Below are 17,411 nucleotides of genomic sequence, written 5' to 3'. Positions count from 1 at the left end.
CCCTCTACGGTCCTTTTAGTTTTTCATCAAAATAGCTCAGTAATTCATCCACTTTCTGATATAACCTGTCAATTTCGGCGCTATCTTGTTTCTTCAGCTTTGAAAACATTAGCCGTATTTGCTGTATTTCTTTTGTTGGATTATATACTTTAACATTCTGAAGAATCTTTTGTTCTTTCTTTTTCTTATTTAAAAGCTCCATTAAAGTGATAAGCGTTCCCTTACCGTTACATTCCATACATTCCCAAGTCGCATTCTCCGCAAACATTTTCGCCTCTTCACAGCAATGGGGACAAGGGAAGTAAATATAGGGCTTTTTGAAATAGTAATCAATGCGATTCGTTTTGAAAAAAGATAGCGCCACATATTCAGCACTCATGATTGAAACACAGACTTTGCTGCCTTACTCCGATTTCTTGCTTTCTTCATAAACTCTTTGAAATCTTTCCCAGTGATTATATATTTCCGTTCAAATCTATATGCTGGTAACTTTCCTTCGCGGCACCATCTTCGAACGCTAACAACACTCATTCCTATCAAATCAGCAACATTTTCCGGTGTTAGAACCCAATCGTCGGGCACTTGTTCAAATTTACAGTCAAGTTCTGGTTCTAAACCAAGCTCTTTTTCTAATTTATAATTATAATTTTCCATTACTCATTCCTCCATAATTCATGTAAGCTGTGGTTACTTGATAGAAAGACCGCTTGTAAAAAGCGGTCTTGGGTTCATCCAATTCGACGACTATCAAATGAAATGATGTCTAATACGTATTCCAATGCTCGAATTTGACCCGCATTGTATAATCGATATTTTGGATCTTTCCGCGACTTCAACCACCGGATCTGATCTTGAACATCCTCTCGCAATAATTCAAAAAACACCTCATAATCTTCCAAACCAAAATTCACCATAATATACCTCCCTAATGATTTATAATATTCCATACCTTATGGCATATAAGGTATGTATCTCATTGGGAGTTCATAGATTTATCGTTGTCCTATCTTTAGTACAATCTTATTCATAAACAAGCATTTTATGACAAAAAACATTCAATTTTTTAATAAATCACAAAATTGGTGGGGATACATGCTATTCTTATCTTATATCTAACATCCATTTACTTGTATTTTAAGCATTGAATTGACGCTCCTTGTACAGCGCGATAGACTAATGGACCAACTTTAGGCACACGATATTGATACGCTTAATTGGCTGTTTGATAGGTGTTTCTCTTTTTAACATTTCTAGCTGTTGATGTTTGATCGTTTGATACTTGCTCATCCCTTCCCCTCCTAAAATAGAAATAGCCCCAATTCCCCGAAAGGAATTGAGGCATTATGACTGTAGATTCAAAATCATAATATATATTTGAAATAGAGCTTGATACAGATTTGGGCAAAAAGAAAAGCCCCGCAGAGATTTCTCTCCGCAGAGCTTTTCGACAATCTTTGGGTGGTGACAGACACCAATCCCTAGATGTTTATTACTTAACTGTAACAGGATTGCTTGTAGCTGGTACGGTTTTTGAACCGTCTACTGGATCAGCAAAAGTAACAGTATTAGCTAGATCAATTGTAGTTACACCAGGTGTAATTACATAATCGTAATTTCCATTACTATCTTTTTGGAAAGTAATAACAATTGTCTTTTTATCTGCACTTAGGGCAACTGATTTATTTGTACCCAAGTCTCCACCATTACCTACAACTAAATCTGCAGCAGTTAAACTAGAATTAGTTACAGGTTTGTCTAATACAATTGTTAATTGATTTGTTGTAGTATTTAATGTCGCACTTACAATACCAGGTGTTTTAGCAGCTGAGTTTGTTACAAATGTTTTAGTAATATGAGATGTAGCAGTGCTATCAATAAAGTTACCTTTAACATCTTTTACTACTGTTGGATCAATATCAACAGTGTATGCTGTATCCTTCGCTAAGTAGTTCTTAGGAGTAATTGTTAAAGTCTTAGTAGCTGCATCATAGGATTGAGATGTAGCAACTACGTTGTTACCTTGTTTTAATACAACCCCCGCAGCTAAAGAAGCTGTATCCATATCTTTATCAAATACTACTTTAATAGTAGAATCAACAGGAACATCAAATGCTCCATTATCTGGAGTTACAGATACTACTTTAGGTGCTGTTGTATCAGCAGTTTTGAATGTAATAGTTCGAGTAGCAAATGGGTTACCTACATTATCTGTAATAGCATTTGCGAAAGAAATTGTGTAAACTGTGTTACCTTTTAATCCGTCAGATGGAATGAATACAAAGTCATCAGCAGTTCCGTCACCGTTAACATCTGATTTTAATGTACCGTTTACTACGTTACCTGCTGCATCTTTCACTACAATTGAAGTTGAATCAACATTCTTAACGGCTTCGCTGAAAGTGAATGCCAATTTAGCATCCGTAGGTACAGCATTAGCATTAGCAAGAGTACCATTTGTTTCGCCGACGTCGATTACATTGTCTCCATCGTTATCAACAAAATATTGTGTTGCAGATAACGAAGGAGCCGGACCTGTAGTGAATTCAAACTCATAGTCAAACGGTAACTTGTTAGCATTAGAAGACGCATCTGTAACATTAGATGAAATAATTAAACGATATTTAGTATCAGATGCTAAATCAGTAGGTGTACCAGTAGCTGCACCGTTACGGTCAGTAATATTATCGAAATTCAAGGAAATATAACTGTATTTTCCATCTGCGCTATGTTGTTTATCAAACACGCTTGTATCAGTTAAGTTCACATATGAACCGTTTGTTACATCGTAAAGCTTAACTGTACCAGCTGTACCAGTACCATCGTCTGGAGTTAAGCTGTTTAAATTCATTTTCTTACTGAATTTAATGTATATTTTACCTTGTGTATTGACAGCTTTTGCACCATTAGTAAGTACCGTACCAGTTAAAGAAGAGTCAGTAACTGCTGTAACAGACGGAGCAGTTAAGTCACCTGCACCTGTATTAAATACTAATGTATAGTCACTAGCTAACTCTTTTCCGTTTGCATCTTTAACTGATAAGTTTCCATTGCTATTCTTACCTGCTAATTTTAATGTGTAAGTATGATTTTTAGTTAACTCAGCAGCAGGAGTAATAGTTAACGTCTTGTAGTTGTTAGACCAAGCTAATGATGCGTTAACCACCGTATTAGCTGTGCTATCTAAAAGAACAATAGAGGTGTTAGCATCAAAGCTTGAATCAGTATTTGTGTTTAACTGGCTACCATTGTTTTGGAAGCTTGCTGGAGCCATTGGCTCACTAAAGTTGATAACAATCTTACTATCAAGTGCAACGTCAGCTGTTCCAGAAACTGGTGTAGTATCTACAACAGTAGGAGCAGTGAAGTCACCAGTAGTAAATGAATAGTCTGTAGTATTCGCCAATGATTGACCATATACGTCTTTCACATCTTTAGTTAAAGTGAATGTATATTGAGCATTATCTTTCAAATCTGCTTTAGGTACAAATACTAATGTTTGAGAAGCTTCGTCATAAGAAATTGTACCGTCTACATATTTTTGTTCTGCTCTATCATAAAGTTTTACGTTATCAGATGTTAATGTTTCTTTCTTAATAGGTGTATCGAATACAGCAATAATCTTGAATGCAGGTTTATTTAATGTTCCATCCGCATTGTAATCATTAGTTAATTTTCCGTTTACACCAGTAGCAGATGCTAAAGTAGTACCGTCAGCAAGCTTAGGTGTTACAGCAAATGGTTTTACTACGTTGAAAGTTTGTGAATAATCTGCAGCTGCAACGCCATCTAATCCTTTAACACCTTTGATTTCAATGCGATAAGTTTTGTTTTGCTTTAATTGACCACTGTTATAAGTAGAAGCTACATTGAAAGTAACTACTTTATTTGCATAAGTAACAGTATCAACAGGTACATACTCGTTGTCAGTTACGTTGAATACTTTTACAGTATCCTTATTTACAGAAGTGAAATCAAGATCTTTGTTAAATGTGATATTCAATTTATTTACGTTTGCAGACGCAACAGCTTCATCAAGTTGTACATTACTATCTACAGGTGTATTACCATTGTAAGCTCCAACACTGCTTACTACAGCTGCATTTGAAGTAGTAAACACTACTTCTTTATCAGCACCAAGTGTTTTTCCATCAGTTGTTTTTACATCTTTGCTGATAACAAGTTTGTAATCTTTGTTATCAAGTAATAATCCTGATGGTACAAGTGTTACTGTTTTACCATCATCATCTAAAGTTGGAACATTAACAGCAACTAACGTACCACCTTGATATAATTTGAAGTTTGCTGCACTAACAGATGCTTTATCAAGTGGAGCAGAGAATTTAATTTTAAATTTAACGTTTGTTGGAACAGATTTATTTCCTTCAATACTTGTACCGTCAATCGCACTTACACTTTCAACTTTTGGAGTTACTACAGGCACTTCTACTTTTGTTTTGTCAGTAGTTTTGCCTTTGTATGCAACAGTGTAAGTTTTGCCTTCTTCTAATTTAGTTTTTGTTTTGATGACAACAACAGTTGTTTTGCTTTCAGCTGCTGCTGCCGCTTTGATAGAAACAGAGTCGATTTCAACACCTTCGATTGAGAAGTCTTCTTTTTTAACATCTTTTAATTCGCCGTTGAATGTTACTTCTAATGTGTTTTCATCGACGAATTTTACTGCTGTGATGTCATCAGCTGTAACCGTAGCTGTCGCATCCATCGCACGTTTAATGAATGTCGCGAATTCGCCGCGTGTTACGTTGTCTTTTGGTCTGTATTCTTTAACGACTGTAACACCGTTTGCTTCTAAAGTTTGGATGTATTCGCGTGCCCAAGCATCTGCTTTATCTAGGTCTGTAATTTGCGATTTGAAATCAGCAGGTTTTTCTAAATCGAACGTTTCTACAATCACTTTCGCCATTTGTTGGCGTGTGATGTTGCTTGCTGGATTTAATTTACCTTCGCTTCCTGTCATGACGCCTGCAGCTTTCACGATTGCCGCTGCTTTTACCAATTCTTGGTCTTTTGCGTCAAGCGGCACATCATCGAATACTTGTTCGATTTTGTCAGGCGCTTTAAAGCCTTGGTCTGTCAAGATGCGTGCGAAAATTTTTGCAGCTTGACCGCGGGAAATTTTTTCGAACGGTTTGAATGTGCCATCTTGGAATCCTTTGATGTACCCTTTGTCTGCTAATGCAAGGATATTTGGACCATGCGTGCTGTTCGGATCCACATCGCTGAACGATGCAGCGTTGGCTACTACTGGACCTACCGCTGTCGCAACTAATGCAGCAGATACGGAACCAGCCAAAAATTTACGGTAAGACTTTGGTTGGTAAGCCATCTGTATTATTTCCTCCCTTTTTGTGGTGATATCTATTAATTATATTAAGAGAAACTAAATTTAAGAGATGGACGGTATATGTATATCTTCCCCTTAGGTTCCTCTTAAATTTAGCTACTAAACAATTACTAGTATAGTTTTTTATAGGCAACTTGTCAATGTATTCCTATTGATTTCTTCGACAGAAAAGACAATAAATTCTCTTTCTAGCTAATATTCTACTAAAAAAGACATGCAGTTCAAGCCCTTTTTTAAAAAAAACATTTCGTTTGTTTCAACATGATTACTATATGCTTCGCTTATGATCGGTATGACTTAAAATTTGTTACGAAACTGTAACGTTACATAGAAAGTGATTATGATAAACTAGTATTAGTGACAAAATTCGCACAATTTTGCCAGAGTAAAGGAGAGGAGAAAATGCGCAGGCAACTGGCTCTGGCGCTGTTGCTCAGCGGGAGCATTTTGGTGATGAACGGCCGTGCCGAAACGGTGGAAGCGAGCGTTAACTACGATCAAATCGTTCCGGCGGCAAAGCAATATGTCGGGGTTCCGTACCGATGGGGCGGCACGACGGCAAATGGTTTTGACTGTTCGGGATTTATCAAACATGTCTATCAATCGATCGGCATCGATATGCCACGGACAACGGCCGATATGTACCGGATGGGAAAACAAGTGGAAAAAGGGGATTTGCGCGTCGGTGACCTCGTCTTTTTCAACACAAACGGAAAAGGAGTTTCTCACGCGGGAATATACATAGGAAACAATCGATTTATTCACGCTTCTTCTTCAAAAGGAGTAATCATTTCCTCCCTCAATGACCCATATTATTGGAGCAAAACATATGTTGGCGCGAGGCGGGTGTTAGCGTACCGCTTGGCACCAGGGCGTTTTCAAGATGTTTCTCCGTCCCACTGGGCGTTTGATGAAGTGCGCACCTTGTCGGAACAAGAGCTTGTGATCGGATATGAAGACAGCTACTTTAAACCGAACGAGCCGATTACCCGCGCGGAAGTCGCCGCGTATTTAGCCGAGTATTTGGACTTGAATTTGTCCGACCGATCCGTAACGTTTAAAGATGTACCGAGTGGTTATTGGGCGCTCGGAGCGATTCGAGCGATACAAAAGGAAGGGATTATGAACGGAAGCAATGGAGAGTTTCGTCCGGAAGAAACATTGACGCGCGCGCAGCTGGCGGCGGTGTTAACGAGAGCGTTTCGCCTGCAGCCGCCAACTACGATGAACCCATTTACAGATGTGCCGCCAAGCTTTTGGGCGTATCGCGATATTCAAGCATTGGCGGCGTCGGGAATTACGACAGGGCGTTCCGATGGATCATTTGGTCCGAACGAACCTGTCACCCGCGTGCAATTTGCCGCTTTTCTTTACCGCGCGATGCATCAGTAGCACTCGTTGGACAAGCCAGTAAAGCCGCAAGGGATGTTCCTTGCGGCTATTTCTTTTCCAGCGTCCGTTTTGAAAATAAAGAAAACTGTCCTCTCGTGATCATCTCGTTTGGACGGAATGGATCGGCAATGGTAATGCCGTTATAGGCGAGTGTCTGAATTTCGTTGTACGCCCAAAACGACGGCGGAACGTCCCGGAATGAACGCAATGTTTCCGGTTGTTTGTATATATCGGAGTAAGCGCGAACAAGCACCACCGCCATTTGTGCCCTTGTCATATACTCATTCGGACGGAGCTTCCCGCCTTTTCCAAACAGTCCATGCGCCTCCGCGATTTCCATCTCTTTGTATCCGGGGTCCCCTTCTTTCATATCCGTTGCCTTCACTTTATATCCTTCCGGCAATGTCAAGCCGAGCGCACGGACAAGCATGCTTGCGGCGTGGCGGCGCAATAGCTTTTCACTTGGATGAAACGTGCCGTCCGAATAACCTGTAATGATTCCACGGTCGTACAATAGTTTGACGGCTTGCTTCGTTTCTTCGTCTTCCACGTCTGGAAACAGCGGACGGGGACTGACGCTTGCGGCAATGTCACGGTAATTGACCACGAGCGTTTCCGAGCCGCGATTAAACCCCTTTGACATTGGCAAAACGGCGCGGAATAATACACGGTCGTTCCAGTCTTTTTGAAAGAGCCATGAGACATCATCAGACAGCTTGGATGGATGATACCATCTTTCCGATACACCCGCTGGCCGCGTATCGACGTAAACGGAAGCGTACTTTCCATCACCGTCTTGCGCGTTAATATATACCGGTGTTTTCGGGCTGTATAAATAAAGACGCAAAGCATAGTATGATGCATCTGCCGAATCCGGCATATAGCCCGTTAAGCGAAGCGGCAGTGGAGATTGGACGGCATAGCTGCTTCCAAGCCGCTGCTTCCAATATTCTTGCAAGCTGGAAAGCTCAAACGGCGTCGGAATGTGGACGTTCATTTGCATATGTCCTTTTACGGCAAGAGGCGAGCCAAACAGTTGGACATAGTCTTCCGCCAATATTTCCGGCAATGACCATTCGTAGGCGCCGCTTCCATCAGCGTGTACGGACGGATAGCGAAACAGTTCGCGCGCCGCGGCATATTTGGAGCGAAGCCAATCGTCTGGCTGCAGCTGCTCTTTGTTGATTAAATAATAATAGGTAAAATGATGGCCATATTCATGAGCAAGCGTTGTCGCCATTTGCGCAACGGTTGTAAAATCGTTTCCGCCGTATAAATGGATGACTCGGTTAGGCAATAGCGACAGTGTCTTTCCGATTTGATATTCGGCAAAGTATTGCCCAAGCACGTTCTCTCCTGCCGGATAGTCAGGAAAAATCATGATTTTCCCAAGAAGGGAAAGTTCCAAACCATGTTTGTTCGCCAAAAGCTCCGCTTCAAGCGCTTTTAATTGCGCTGTCGTCCGCCATTTTGGACTGTAGCTTTCGATTGTCACTCCGCTTTGTCCCCTATAGCGGGCAATAAGCGGATAAAAATCTTCATAGTTGCTTTGCACTTGTGCTTTATTGGTAAGGTCGACGACATGGGCATCAACGGCTTTTCCTCCAAAGATAAATGTCATGAAAAAGAAAAAAAGCATGAAAGAATACTTGCGCATCTGCCTCTTCTCCTTTGTGATTTACTATTTTCATAGTAACATAGATTCGAAAATGGGATACAGAGAAAATCGTTTAAAAAGAAAAAGATGCTTCAAAATGCATTTTGCATTTCAAAGCATCTTTTTTCTTCATTATTATTATTTTACAGGTGAAATCGAAAGCGTATATGGTTGTGTGTTTGGACGGGCAAAGCTGTCTTCTACGACAATATAATATTTTCCTTTTTTCAAAGTAACAACAGCAGTTTCGCTGTCGCCTTCGCCATAATAGTCGAATGTTTGCACAAGACCGCCTTTTTCATTATAAATGGAGATGACGCCATCCATCGTAACGCCGCCAGCAAGCTGGACGGTAAATTTGCCGTCTTTCGCCACGGTAAACACATAATAGTCTTTATCGCCGTAATCGACGGACGCGTTCAAATAGCCGGTCGCTTTGAACGTATTTCCCGACTGTTTCAAACTGAGCGGTTTAGATGGCACGTTGTTTTTCACAACAGATCCCGCATCTTCATCTTTTTTCGGCAGCGTTTCGATGCCGAAGCGGTATGATTGAAGCGTTAATCCATCGTACAAGAAGTTGATTGCTACAAAGAAATAGCCTGTGTTTTTCTTCGCTTTAAACGAACCGTTCACATCATACATCGGATTGAATCCAGTCGGTCCAAATTCAACCGCTTTTCCCGCCTCATCATCATCAATGGACATGTTTCCGTTCGTATCTTCGAACACTATGACAAATGGAACTAACGTGCCTTGCAAGTCGTTTGGCAAACTTGCTTTGTTTTCCAGTTTCTCTGGACGCGCAAAGAATGCGAATATCTCGTCATTGGCGCGATGCTTGTAATAGTACACATCCACATCATTGGTCAATGCGAAGTTGCCTGTCACGACTTTGTTCGGCTGAACGACTGTTGCGAGAATTGGCTCATTATTGTTTTCATTCGCGTCTTTCGGCGCGTTCATCAGTTTTTCTGACGTAAATGTATATGGATCAGCAGACGGTTGGTAGCGTTCATTGGCAATCGATAAATAATACTGTTTTCCTTTTTCTAAAAATAACGTGAGCTTGTTTGTCTTTTGGCCTGTAAAGTAGTCATAACCGTAATAATCGGCAACAGGATTTAATTCGTCTTTTTTCGGGTCATATTCATATATCGTCGCCTGCGGCGTCATATCATCCGGCGCATCAAACGTAAATCGATAGATCGCTGTATCATCGACGGCAGACAGCTTGTAAAAATCGCGGTCTTCTCCAAATTGAATATACGCCGACTGTTTATCGCCAAGGTTGTAAGGAAGCGCATTTTCTTTTATGTGCTGTATGTCTTCTTTTTCGAAAGACAACGGGCCGTTATCTTCTATTATTATAATATCTTTCTTTTCTTTCGCTTTTTTGTTTAGCTGCGCTTCTTCAGCCGGAGTCGTCTCTTCCGATGGCGCCGGTTCTTCCTCATCATCTGTCAGCGGATATCCATCTTCATCCGGCGGCATGGTTACCGGCTCCACCGTTAAACGGTACGGAATGGCGGACGCTGGCGTATCACCATTTGCGCCGGAGGATTGCGGGAACAAGCCATAGTACCAAAAATCGAGCGGCGGTTCGCTTGCCACTTCAATGACATATTCCATTTCCGGATCTGCTTCAAACGTGACTGTCTCGCCTTTTCCGTTGCCGTTATTATTGGCAGTGACAATTGGATACGGACCATAGTCTTCTTTTGTTTTTTCATCGGAATGATAAAATTCTTCCGCGAAGTAAACGTTGATCGTTGAATCGATGCCTGGAACTGGCGAAAGATTTAGTTTCACCGTCGTCGGTTCCTCTACTTTAAACGTAAAGTAATCTTTATCCGCTTCCCCTTCTTTTTCCGGAACAAAAGTAAGCGGTGCGAATTCTGTCTGGTCGCTGTCAAATGGAAGCTTTTCCATTACAATTGGATTGTCTTTCGTGGAATTGTCCACAGCTAACGTTGCCAATTTTTGCAGTGTTAGTGTGTACTTCGATTTTCCTTGCGTGCTATAGTTGCCATTTGCGTCCGTGACACCGATGACAAGCGTGCCGTTTTCTTTTGCTGTAAACAGTTTTCCTTCCACTTCTCCAGCGCGTGTGTCATTGACATTGATTGGCTTTTCGGATTGCTTTTTGCCCTCAGGATAGAAGCGCAATATAAGCTTGTAATCGTAATCTTTGGCTCCTTCAAGAACTGACTGGACGCTTTCCCCTGCTTTCAATTCCACCTTCAACCAATGGATTTCTTCCGGTGTTGTGAAGCTTCCCGTTTTCGTAAACGGCTTATCTGTCAATTGCAGCGGAAGCGCTTTGGCTAGAATCGTTTCATCGTTCCACGTTTCTTTTTTCGGCAATTTCTTTATATCAAAATTTAGCGCGGCAACCGGATTGACAAGACCGTTCGCGTATTTTAAATCATAGCCTTTTTCCCCAAGGTCGGTTGCGGTTTTTTCTAAAATTGCTTCCACTTCATATGGCTTTAAGTTTGGATATTTCGATAAAATGAGCGATGCCACGCCCGCGACAACCGGAGAAGCCATCGATGTTCCGCTTAATTCCGCATAGGATGCGCCTTTTGTCGGGTCATAAACGGTGCTGTAGACGTCAACCCCTGGTGCGACAATATCCACGGACGGACCATAGTTCGAAAAGTTTGCTAAACGGTTTTGGCTGTCGGTAGCTCCGACGCTGATGACGCCTTCATACGATGCTGGTATGGCATACATATCGGTTGATTCGTTGCCTGCTGCCGCAACGACCGTTATGCCGGCGTCAATCGCTTTTTTCACGGCATCTTCCAAAATCGGGGAGTCAAAGTAGCCGCCAAGACTCATGTTGATGACTTTGGCGCCTTTTTCAATCGCATATAAAATTCCTTGGGCGATGACATAATCGCTCGCTCCCAAGCCGCCGTTAAACACGTCAATCGGCAAAATTTTCACGTTCGGATTGATTCCATGCGCACCGATGCCATTATCGGCTGACGCTCCGATAATCCCGGCAACATGTGTTCCATGAATATCTTTGATGCCCGGGCTTGCCGGATTGGCCGCGTTATACGATGGAAGCAGCTGCGCCTTTAAGTCTGGATGCTTCATATCCAAGCCGGTATCAATGACAGCCACCGTTACACTATGTTTGCCGGCAAGCTGAAGCGCTTTGTCGATCTGCAATAACGAAAGCGGGTACATTTTGCTGTTTTTCGGATCGTTCGTGCCAAGCTTTTTGTATGTAAAACTAGGCGTGACGCTCGTAACCGCTTTTAGCTTGGCATAGGCGCGCGCCACTTCTTGCATCGTTTTTCCTTTTTGCAGTGTGACGACATCATAGCCTAACTGCGGAAACGATTTTTTCACCGTTGCGCCGAGGCTGCGATGAACGCTGGCAGGGATTTTCTCCTTGTACTTTACGATCAGCGTATCTTCGCTAATTTGGTTTTGCGCCTCTTTCAGCTGTTTGTAAGCCAGCTGCGCTTTTGAGGCATGCTGCTGGTGGTACTGCTTTTTCCATTGCTCCAATGGCGGCATCGTGGACGCTTGGGCAAAACTAGGCAGGACGAGCATGGAAGCAAGCCCAAGTGAAACGGCGGTTTTTTTCCATTTTCCTTTTCCCATTGAAGTCCCCCATTTCTATAATTTTTTTACATTTATTTGTTATGACGTACAAGTATAAGAAAAAGTTTCATAGTTTTATAAATTTTACCTTAAAAAGATGGTTTCGAAAAACTAGAGTAAAAGTGAGGGAACCCATACCATTGTGGTTGTTCTACCCCCATTGATCTTCAAGGGTTGAATATTCGTTCGATAGCACCGCGGAAACCAAATAGCCACTTTCAAACCTTGTTTTCAAGAAGACAAGAAACACACTATGCATCTTTTCGTTCCACGCTAGGTGACGGTTAATCGGAGGTTACTAAACAAAAATCAAACAAATTTTCTCGTGTTATGGATTGGATAAATGTTCGTAAAAATCACTTGGATGAATGCGCTTGATTGGTCCGATTTGAGCCGGAAATCGTCGATGGTTGGTTGTCAGTATATAGTCACACTCTTCTTGAATTGCCGTTATCCAGACGTGAAAATCCTCTTGATCGAAACGATAAAGTGGTTCAGACATTTCTTGCGAAGAAACAATTTGTTTTGCTGTTTCATGATCGCATCCACTTAACTCGACCAACACTTCCCCAATGGGGCGATTCTCTCGTATGACGGTTTCGACGCTATATCGACCAACCAAACTATTGACTGGAAGTTTTGTATAATATTGAAAAATCGGATCCAAAAACTCATTTAAAAATGCCTCGATTTCCTGTTGATTGTACACAACCCTCTTTTCTCCTTTTCCAATTCCTTGGGAAGCATTCCGAACAAACTCGAATAAGCATACCCTCGATACGACCGGTCGAAATAAATGAGGGAAGCGAGCCGCTTTAAGAATCTTCCGGTTTACTCCATCGACTCGTAAAGCTCCGCATAAAACTGTTGTATCGATAAATACTTTAGGAGGATGCGGGGCATCATAGATCAAATTCATCTACATACCCCGCTTTCTGATTCTTTATATCGATTTGCTGGAGCGCCTCTTCCGCCCGTTCATCCTGTTCCGGTGTGGTAATGAAGATCTTTCGCGGGATTCTCCAATGTCCTCCATCGGTTTTATAGGCCCCTGGAAACTTTCCTTTTTCACACATTCGTCGAATGGTTTGATCGCTTAACCCTAATTTTTTGGCTACTTCACTCGTGGTATAGTAAGCCGCAGCAACCTGCTTAGATAGGAGAGGTGATAAAGAGGCAGATAGCCGGTACCTTTTTGCTGACCATTTAGGCTTTCGTTTGTAACGTTCGTTCAATAAAGAGGCCAACAGTTTTTTTCGAACCACAAGCGGATCATCTTCCGTCATTTGACTCAACCGCTCGATATAATCAACCAAATACTCGTAAGCTTTCTCTTTCTCTTGATGCGCGTAGGCTTCTCTCATCTTCTTTTCGATTTGGCGGAGTTGGGAAAGACGATCTGTGCTTGGTACAGACAAACGAATCGTTGAAAAAACAGGAACAGTTATACCAAGTTGCTGTAAAGATTTTTCAATCGTGACTTTGAATACAGCTTTGGCTTTTTCTGCATTGATTTGCGAAAGAATTTGCACGCTATCCCACAGATTTTCTTGTTCTTGATCCATCAAGCGTGTCATTTTCAACCACCTCCTCTTAAGATTATTTTATCATTTAAACTAAACAAAACCAACAAATCAAACAAAATCAACAAAAAATTTTTGCGGAGGCACAAAGATGCAGTTTAGACCATTTAAATCAGTAAGGAATCGTATAGGCTGCTTCGAAGGGCTGCACTGTCTATGATCACTGTTTTTGGATTCTGAACATCTAAATCTTTTAGAAGTTGGGGTTACAATTCTACAATGTTACGGATTAAGGTTTGGGGTGAAACGAAAAACGAACAATGATATACTAGATAAGTGATTATTCGACATTTGTGGAGGAGATTATCAGAATGTTGTCTTATGTAAAAAAGATATTCAACAGTGATGAGAGACGGTTGAAGCATTACTATAAAATTGTTGATCATATTAACGCACTAGAACCAAAGATTGCAAAACTATCTGATCAAGAGTTGCGAGAAAAAACAGCTTATTTTAAAAATGAACTCGCCAGCGGAAAAACGGTATTCGATATTCAGGCAGAAGCGTTCGCGGTGGTGCGTGAAGCATCGAAACGGGTGCTCGGCATGCGCCATTTCGATGTACAGCTGATCGGCGGGCTTGTGCTGGCGGAAGGAAACATTGCCGAAATGCCGACAGGTGAAGGAAAAACGCTCGTCGCGTCATTGCCGAGCTATTTGCGCGCTTTGGAAGGAAAAGGAGTGCATGTCATTACTGTAAACGAATATTTAGCCAGACGCGACCGCGAATTGATTGGACAAATTCATGAATTTTTAGGACTGACAGTCGGGCTGAACCTTCCGATGATGGAAACAGAGGAGAAAAAGGCGGCATATCAGGCGGATATTACATATGGAATCGGCAGCGAATTCGGCTTTGATTATTTGCGGGACAACATGGTTTACGATGTATCCCAGCGTGTACAGCGGCCGTTTCACTACGCGATTATTGACGAAATCGACAGCGTTCTTATTGACGAAGCAAAAACTCCTCTCATTATCGCCGGCAAAACGGGAGTCAGCTCCGAGCTAAGCTATTTATGCGCCCGCATTGTCAAAACATTTCAACGTGACGTCGACTATTATTATGATGAAGAAACAAAAGCAACGAACTTGACGGAAGAAGGAATCGCCAAAATCGAACGCGGCTTTGGCATCGACAACTTGTATGATTTAGAGCATCAAACTTTATATCATTATGTTATTCAAGCATTGCGCGCCCACGTTTTATTTCAGCGCGATGTCGACTACATCGTTAAAGACGGAAAAGTTATATTAATCGACATGTTCACCGGAAGGCCGATGGAAGGACGAAGCTTAAGCAACGGTCTTCATCAAGCCATCGAAGCAAAAGAAGGGCTCGAACTAACCGAAGAAAATAAAACACAGGCATCGATTACGATTCAAAACTACTTCCGTCTTTATCCGATTTTATCGGGCATGACGGGAACAGCCAAAACGGAAGAAAAGGAATTTCAAACACTCTATGGCATGGATGTCGTGCAAATTCCGACGAACAAACCGGTCATCCGCGTCGATGAGCCGGACCGCGTCTTTTTGACGATCGATCAAAAGTATAAAGCGGTCGCGAAAGAAGCAAAACGAGTTCATGCGACAGGCCAGCCGATTTTAATTGGAACAACGTCCATTTTGCAGTCGGAAAAAGTCGCCAAATATTTAGAAGCAGAAAATCTGCCGTTTCGCCTATTAAACGCGAAAACAATCGAACAAGAAGCCCAGCTTATCGCGTTGGCCGGACAAAAAGGGCAAATCACCATCGCGACAAACATGGCGGGCCGCGGGACAGACATCATGCTTGGCGAAGGAGTGGCCGAACTTGGCGGGCTGTTTGTACTCGGTACGGAACGCCATGAGTCGCGGCGCATTGACAATCAGTTAAAAGGCCGGGCCGGCCGACAAGGAGATCCAGGACGTTCTCAGTTTTTCATCTCTTTAGAGGACGACATGTTCCGCCGTTTTGCCAAAGAAGAAACGGAAAAATGGATCAAAAAAGCAAAAACAGATGAAAATGGCGAAATTTTAAATAAAGACATTCATGAGTTTGTCGACCGCGTTCAGCGCATTTGCGAAGGAACCAACTTCTCGATTCGCGAATATAACTTAAAGCTCGACGATGTGTTGAACGACCAGCGAACAGCGATTTACCGATTGCGCAACCGCATTCTCGAAAACGACCGTCTGATTCCGTTGATGATTGATATGCTTCGTGAATACGTTCCATATGAAATCGAGCAGCATTGCCCAATCGAGATGCTTCCAGAAGAATGGAATTTGGGAGAGCTTTCCGAACGGCTTCATGAAATCATTCCTTTTCCTGCCGTTTGTCTTTCGGAAAACATTAATGATATAGAAGACGTAAAAAACAGCGTCCAGCACTCATTAGAACAATATATTCATTATTTGGAGACAATGGATGACGCCGAACGAGTATTGTCGGAAATCAGACCTTCCTTGCTTTCGATTGTCGATTACCACTGGCTGAATCATCTCGATGCGATGGAGCGTTTAAAAGAAGGAATCGGCCTGCGCCATTACAGCCAGGAAGATCCAATTCGTCAATATCAGCGCGAAGGATTCGAGCTTTTCGTATATACGTATCGTCAAATTGAAGCGGATGTTTGCCGCCGTCTCGCGCAGGAGGTCGCGCCAAAAATCACCTCCAGCTAAAGTGCCGGAAAACACCCCTAAACTATTATGGAGGGAATTTATTATGCTATCATTTTTTAAAAGACAAAAACAGCAAAAAGACGAACGTGACAGCATCGTGGAAGCAAGCGAGCTATTAGGAAGCAGCGATACAGACTCAGGCTCTGGCGCTGAAGAAGTCAAAACCGAGCTGTCATTCCATCCATCGTGGAACGTAAGCGTAGAAGAACGCTACTATTATCAATTTTTGAATAATGAACAACGGCCGCTGAAAGAAAACCAAATTTCTTTATCCGGCATTGATATAAAACAGGTGCCGCAAGGATATGTCGTTACCGCCTTTGTCCGGAACAGCTTGTCCCGTCCGATTAAATTCGAACCAACTCCGCTTGTATTGCTTGGCCCAAACAACGAAGTGCTTGCCCGTAAGGTGTTCGACTTGTCGGAACTTGGGGAAATTCCGCCGCGCAGCAGCCGCCCATGGAAGTTTTTATTTGAGCAAGAAACGATCCAAGCTTCCGAAATACCGCTTGTCGATTGGAAGCTCGCCTTCGAATTGCCAAAACAAAAACGCCACTCCCTCGATTTAGAAGAAAGCTGGGAGAAAAGTTTAGCGGCGGAAGACAAAGAAAAATTGCAATCACTCGTTCAATCCATACAGCCTCCTAAACCAGGAGAAGTCAATTTTATGGGGCTGCAAATTCGGCAGACGGAACAAGGAGATCTTCATGTCACATTGCTGATTCGCAATGGAAGCGACAAAAACATTCATATTCAGCAGTTACCACTGCAAGTGCATGATGCAAGCGGGGATATCGTCGCCAGCGGCGCGTTTTCCCTTGATAACTTTGAAGTGAAAGCAAATACAAGCAAGCCGTGGACGTTTATTTTCCCAAAATCGCTAGTCACGAAGGAAAATCCGGATTTTCGTTCATGGAAAGTATCATTGCCGTCTTCTTCTTCACAATCGTAAAGAAAAAAGGGGTTCTCGTATAGAGAGCCCTTTTTTGATGAAAACAAATATATTCATAGAAAAAACCGTCTATCTAAAGATAGACGGTTTTCCAGAGGCTACCAACCGAGGTCTCTGTTGTATATTGCTACAGAAGGAAATAATATTTTCTTTCTTATAAGTATATTTTACC

General features: G+C 42.2%; 11 protein-coding genes. 3 read left to right on the top strand and 8 right to left on the bottom strand.

Annotation, left to right across the window (positions count from 1 at the left end; translation table 11 throughout):
• Positions 1-4 precede the first annotated feature (4 nt).
• From FNL97_RS01560 to FNL97_RS01540, 4 genes are all read right to left on the bottom strand, one after another.
• Positions 5-379: a hypothetical protein gene (locus tag FNL97_RS01560; protein WP_143414893.1), complete on the bottom strand. Its 375-nt coding sequence runs from the start codon at positions 377-379 to the stop codon at positions 5-7.
• Positions 376-654, bottom strand: a complete 279-nt coding sequence (locus tag FNL97_RS01555) for a helix-turn-helix domain-containing protein (RefSeq protein ID WP_143414892.1) — start codon at positions 652-654, stop codon at positions 376-378. Before FNL97_RS01555 ends, FNL97_RS01560 begins: the two co-directional genes overlap by 4 nt.
• A 74-nt stretch (positions 655-728) precedes the next feature.
• Positions 729-914 (bottom strand): hypothetical protein, encoded by a 186-nt coding sequence (locus tag FNL97_RS01550; RefSeq protein ID WP_143414891.1) that lies wholly within the window; start codon positions 912-914, stop codon positions 729-731.
• Positions 915-1,489: 575 nt separating this feature from the next.
• Positions 1,490-5,344, bottom strand: coding sequence for an Ig-like domain-containing protein (locus FNL97_RS01540; RefSeq protein ID WP_143414890.1), 3,855 nt, complete (start codon positions 5,342-5,344; stop codon positions 1,490-1,492).
• 420 nt (positions 5,345-5,764) lie between these two features.
• Here FNL97_RS01540 and FNL97_RS01535 point away from each other — a divergent pair, with 420 nt between their 5' ends.
• Positions 5,765-6,754: a C40 family peptidase gene (locus FNL97_RS01535; protein WP_143414889.1), complete on the top strand. Its 990-nt coding sequence runs from the start codon at positions 5,765-5,767 to the stop codon at positions 6,752-6,754.
• Positions 6,755-6,800: 46 nt separating this feature from the next.
• Here the strand turns inward: FNL97_RS01535 and FNL97_RS01530 are convergent, their stop codons facing one another.
• The 4 genes from FNL97_RS01530 to FNL97_RS01515 form a co-directional block, all read right to left on the bottom strand.
• Positions 6,801-8,411: an S-layer homology domain-containing protein gene (locus tag FNL97_RS01530; protein WP_143414888.1), complete on the bottom strand. Its 1,611-nt coding sequence runs from the start codon at positions 8,409-8,411 to the stop codon at positions 6,801-6,803.
• A gap of 138 nt (positions 8,412-8,549) precedes the next feature.
• Positions 8,550-12,038, bottom strand: a complete 3,489-nt coding sequence (locus FNL97_RS01525) for a S8 family serine peptidase (RefSeq protein ID WP_143414887.1) — start codon at positions 12,036-12,038, stop codon at positions 8,550-8,552.
• Positions 12,039-12,366: 328 nt separating this feature from the next.
• Positions 12,367-12,957 carry a PIN domain-containing protein gene (locus FNL97_RS01520; RefSeq protein WP_143414886.1) on the bottom strand — a complete coding sequence of 197 codons (591 nt, stop codon included), beginning with the start codon at positions 12,955-12,957 and terminating at the stop codon, positions 12,367-12,369.
• Complete coding sequence (locus FNL97_RS01515) at positions 12,941-13,615, bottom strand: helix-turn-helix domain-containing protein (RefSeq protein WP_143414885.1); 675 nt, start codon at positions 13,613-13,615, stop codon at positions 12,941-12,943. Before FNL97_RS01515 ends, FNL97_RS01520 begins: the two co-directional genes overlap by 17 nt.
• A 317-nt stretch (positions 13,616-13,932) precedes the next feature.
• Between FNL97_RS01515 and secA2 the strand changes: the two genes are divergently transcribed.
• Entirely contained in the window at positions 13,933-16,287 is a 2,355-nt protein-coding gene (secA2, locus tag FNL97_RS01510) for an accessory Sec system translocase SecA2 (protein WP_143414884.1), read from the top strand.
• Between the two features lie 43 nt (positions 16,288-16,330).
• Positions 16,331-17,239 carry an accessory Sec system S-layer assembly protein gene (locus FNL97_RS01505; protein ID WP_062677824.1) on the top strand — a complete coding sequence of 303 codons (909 nt, stop codon included), beginning with the start codon at positions 16,331-16,333 and terminating at the stop codon, positions 17,237-17,239.
• The last annotated feature ends 172 nt before the right edge of the window (positions 17,240-17,411 follow it).

It is taken from the genome of Geobacillus sp. E263, assembly GCF_007197795.1.
Lineage (GTDB): Bacteria > Bacillota > Bacilli > Bacillales > Anoxybacillaceae > Parageobacillus_B > Parageobacillus_B toebii.
The sequence above is the reverse complement of the archived record's forward strand: the minus strand, read 5'-3'. Positions and strand labels throughout refer to the sequence as shown.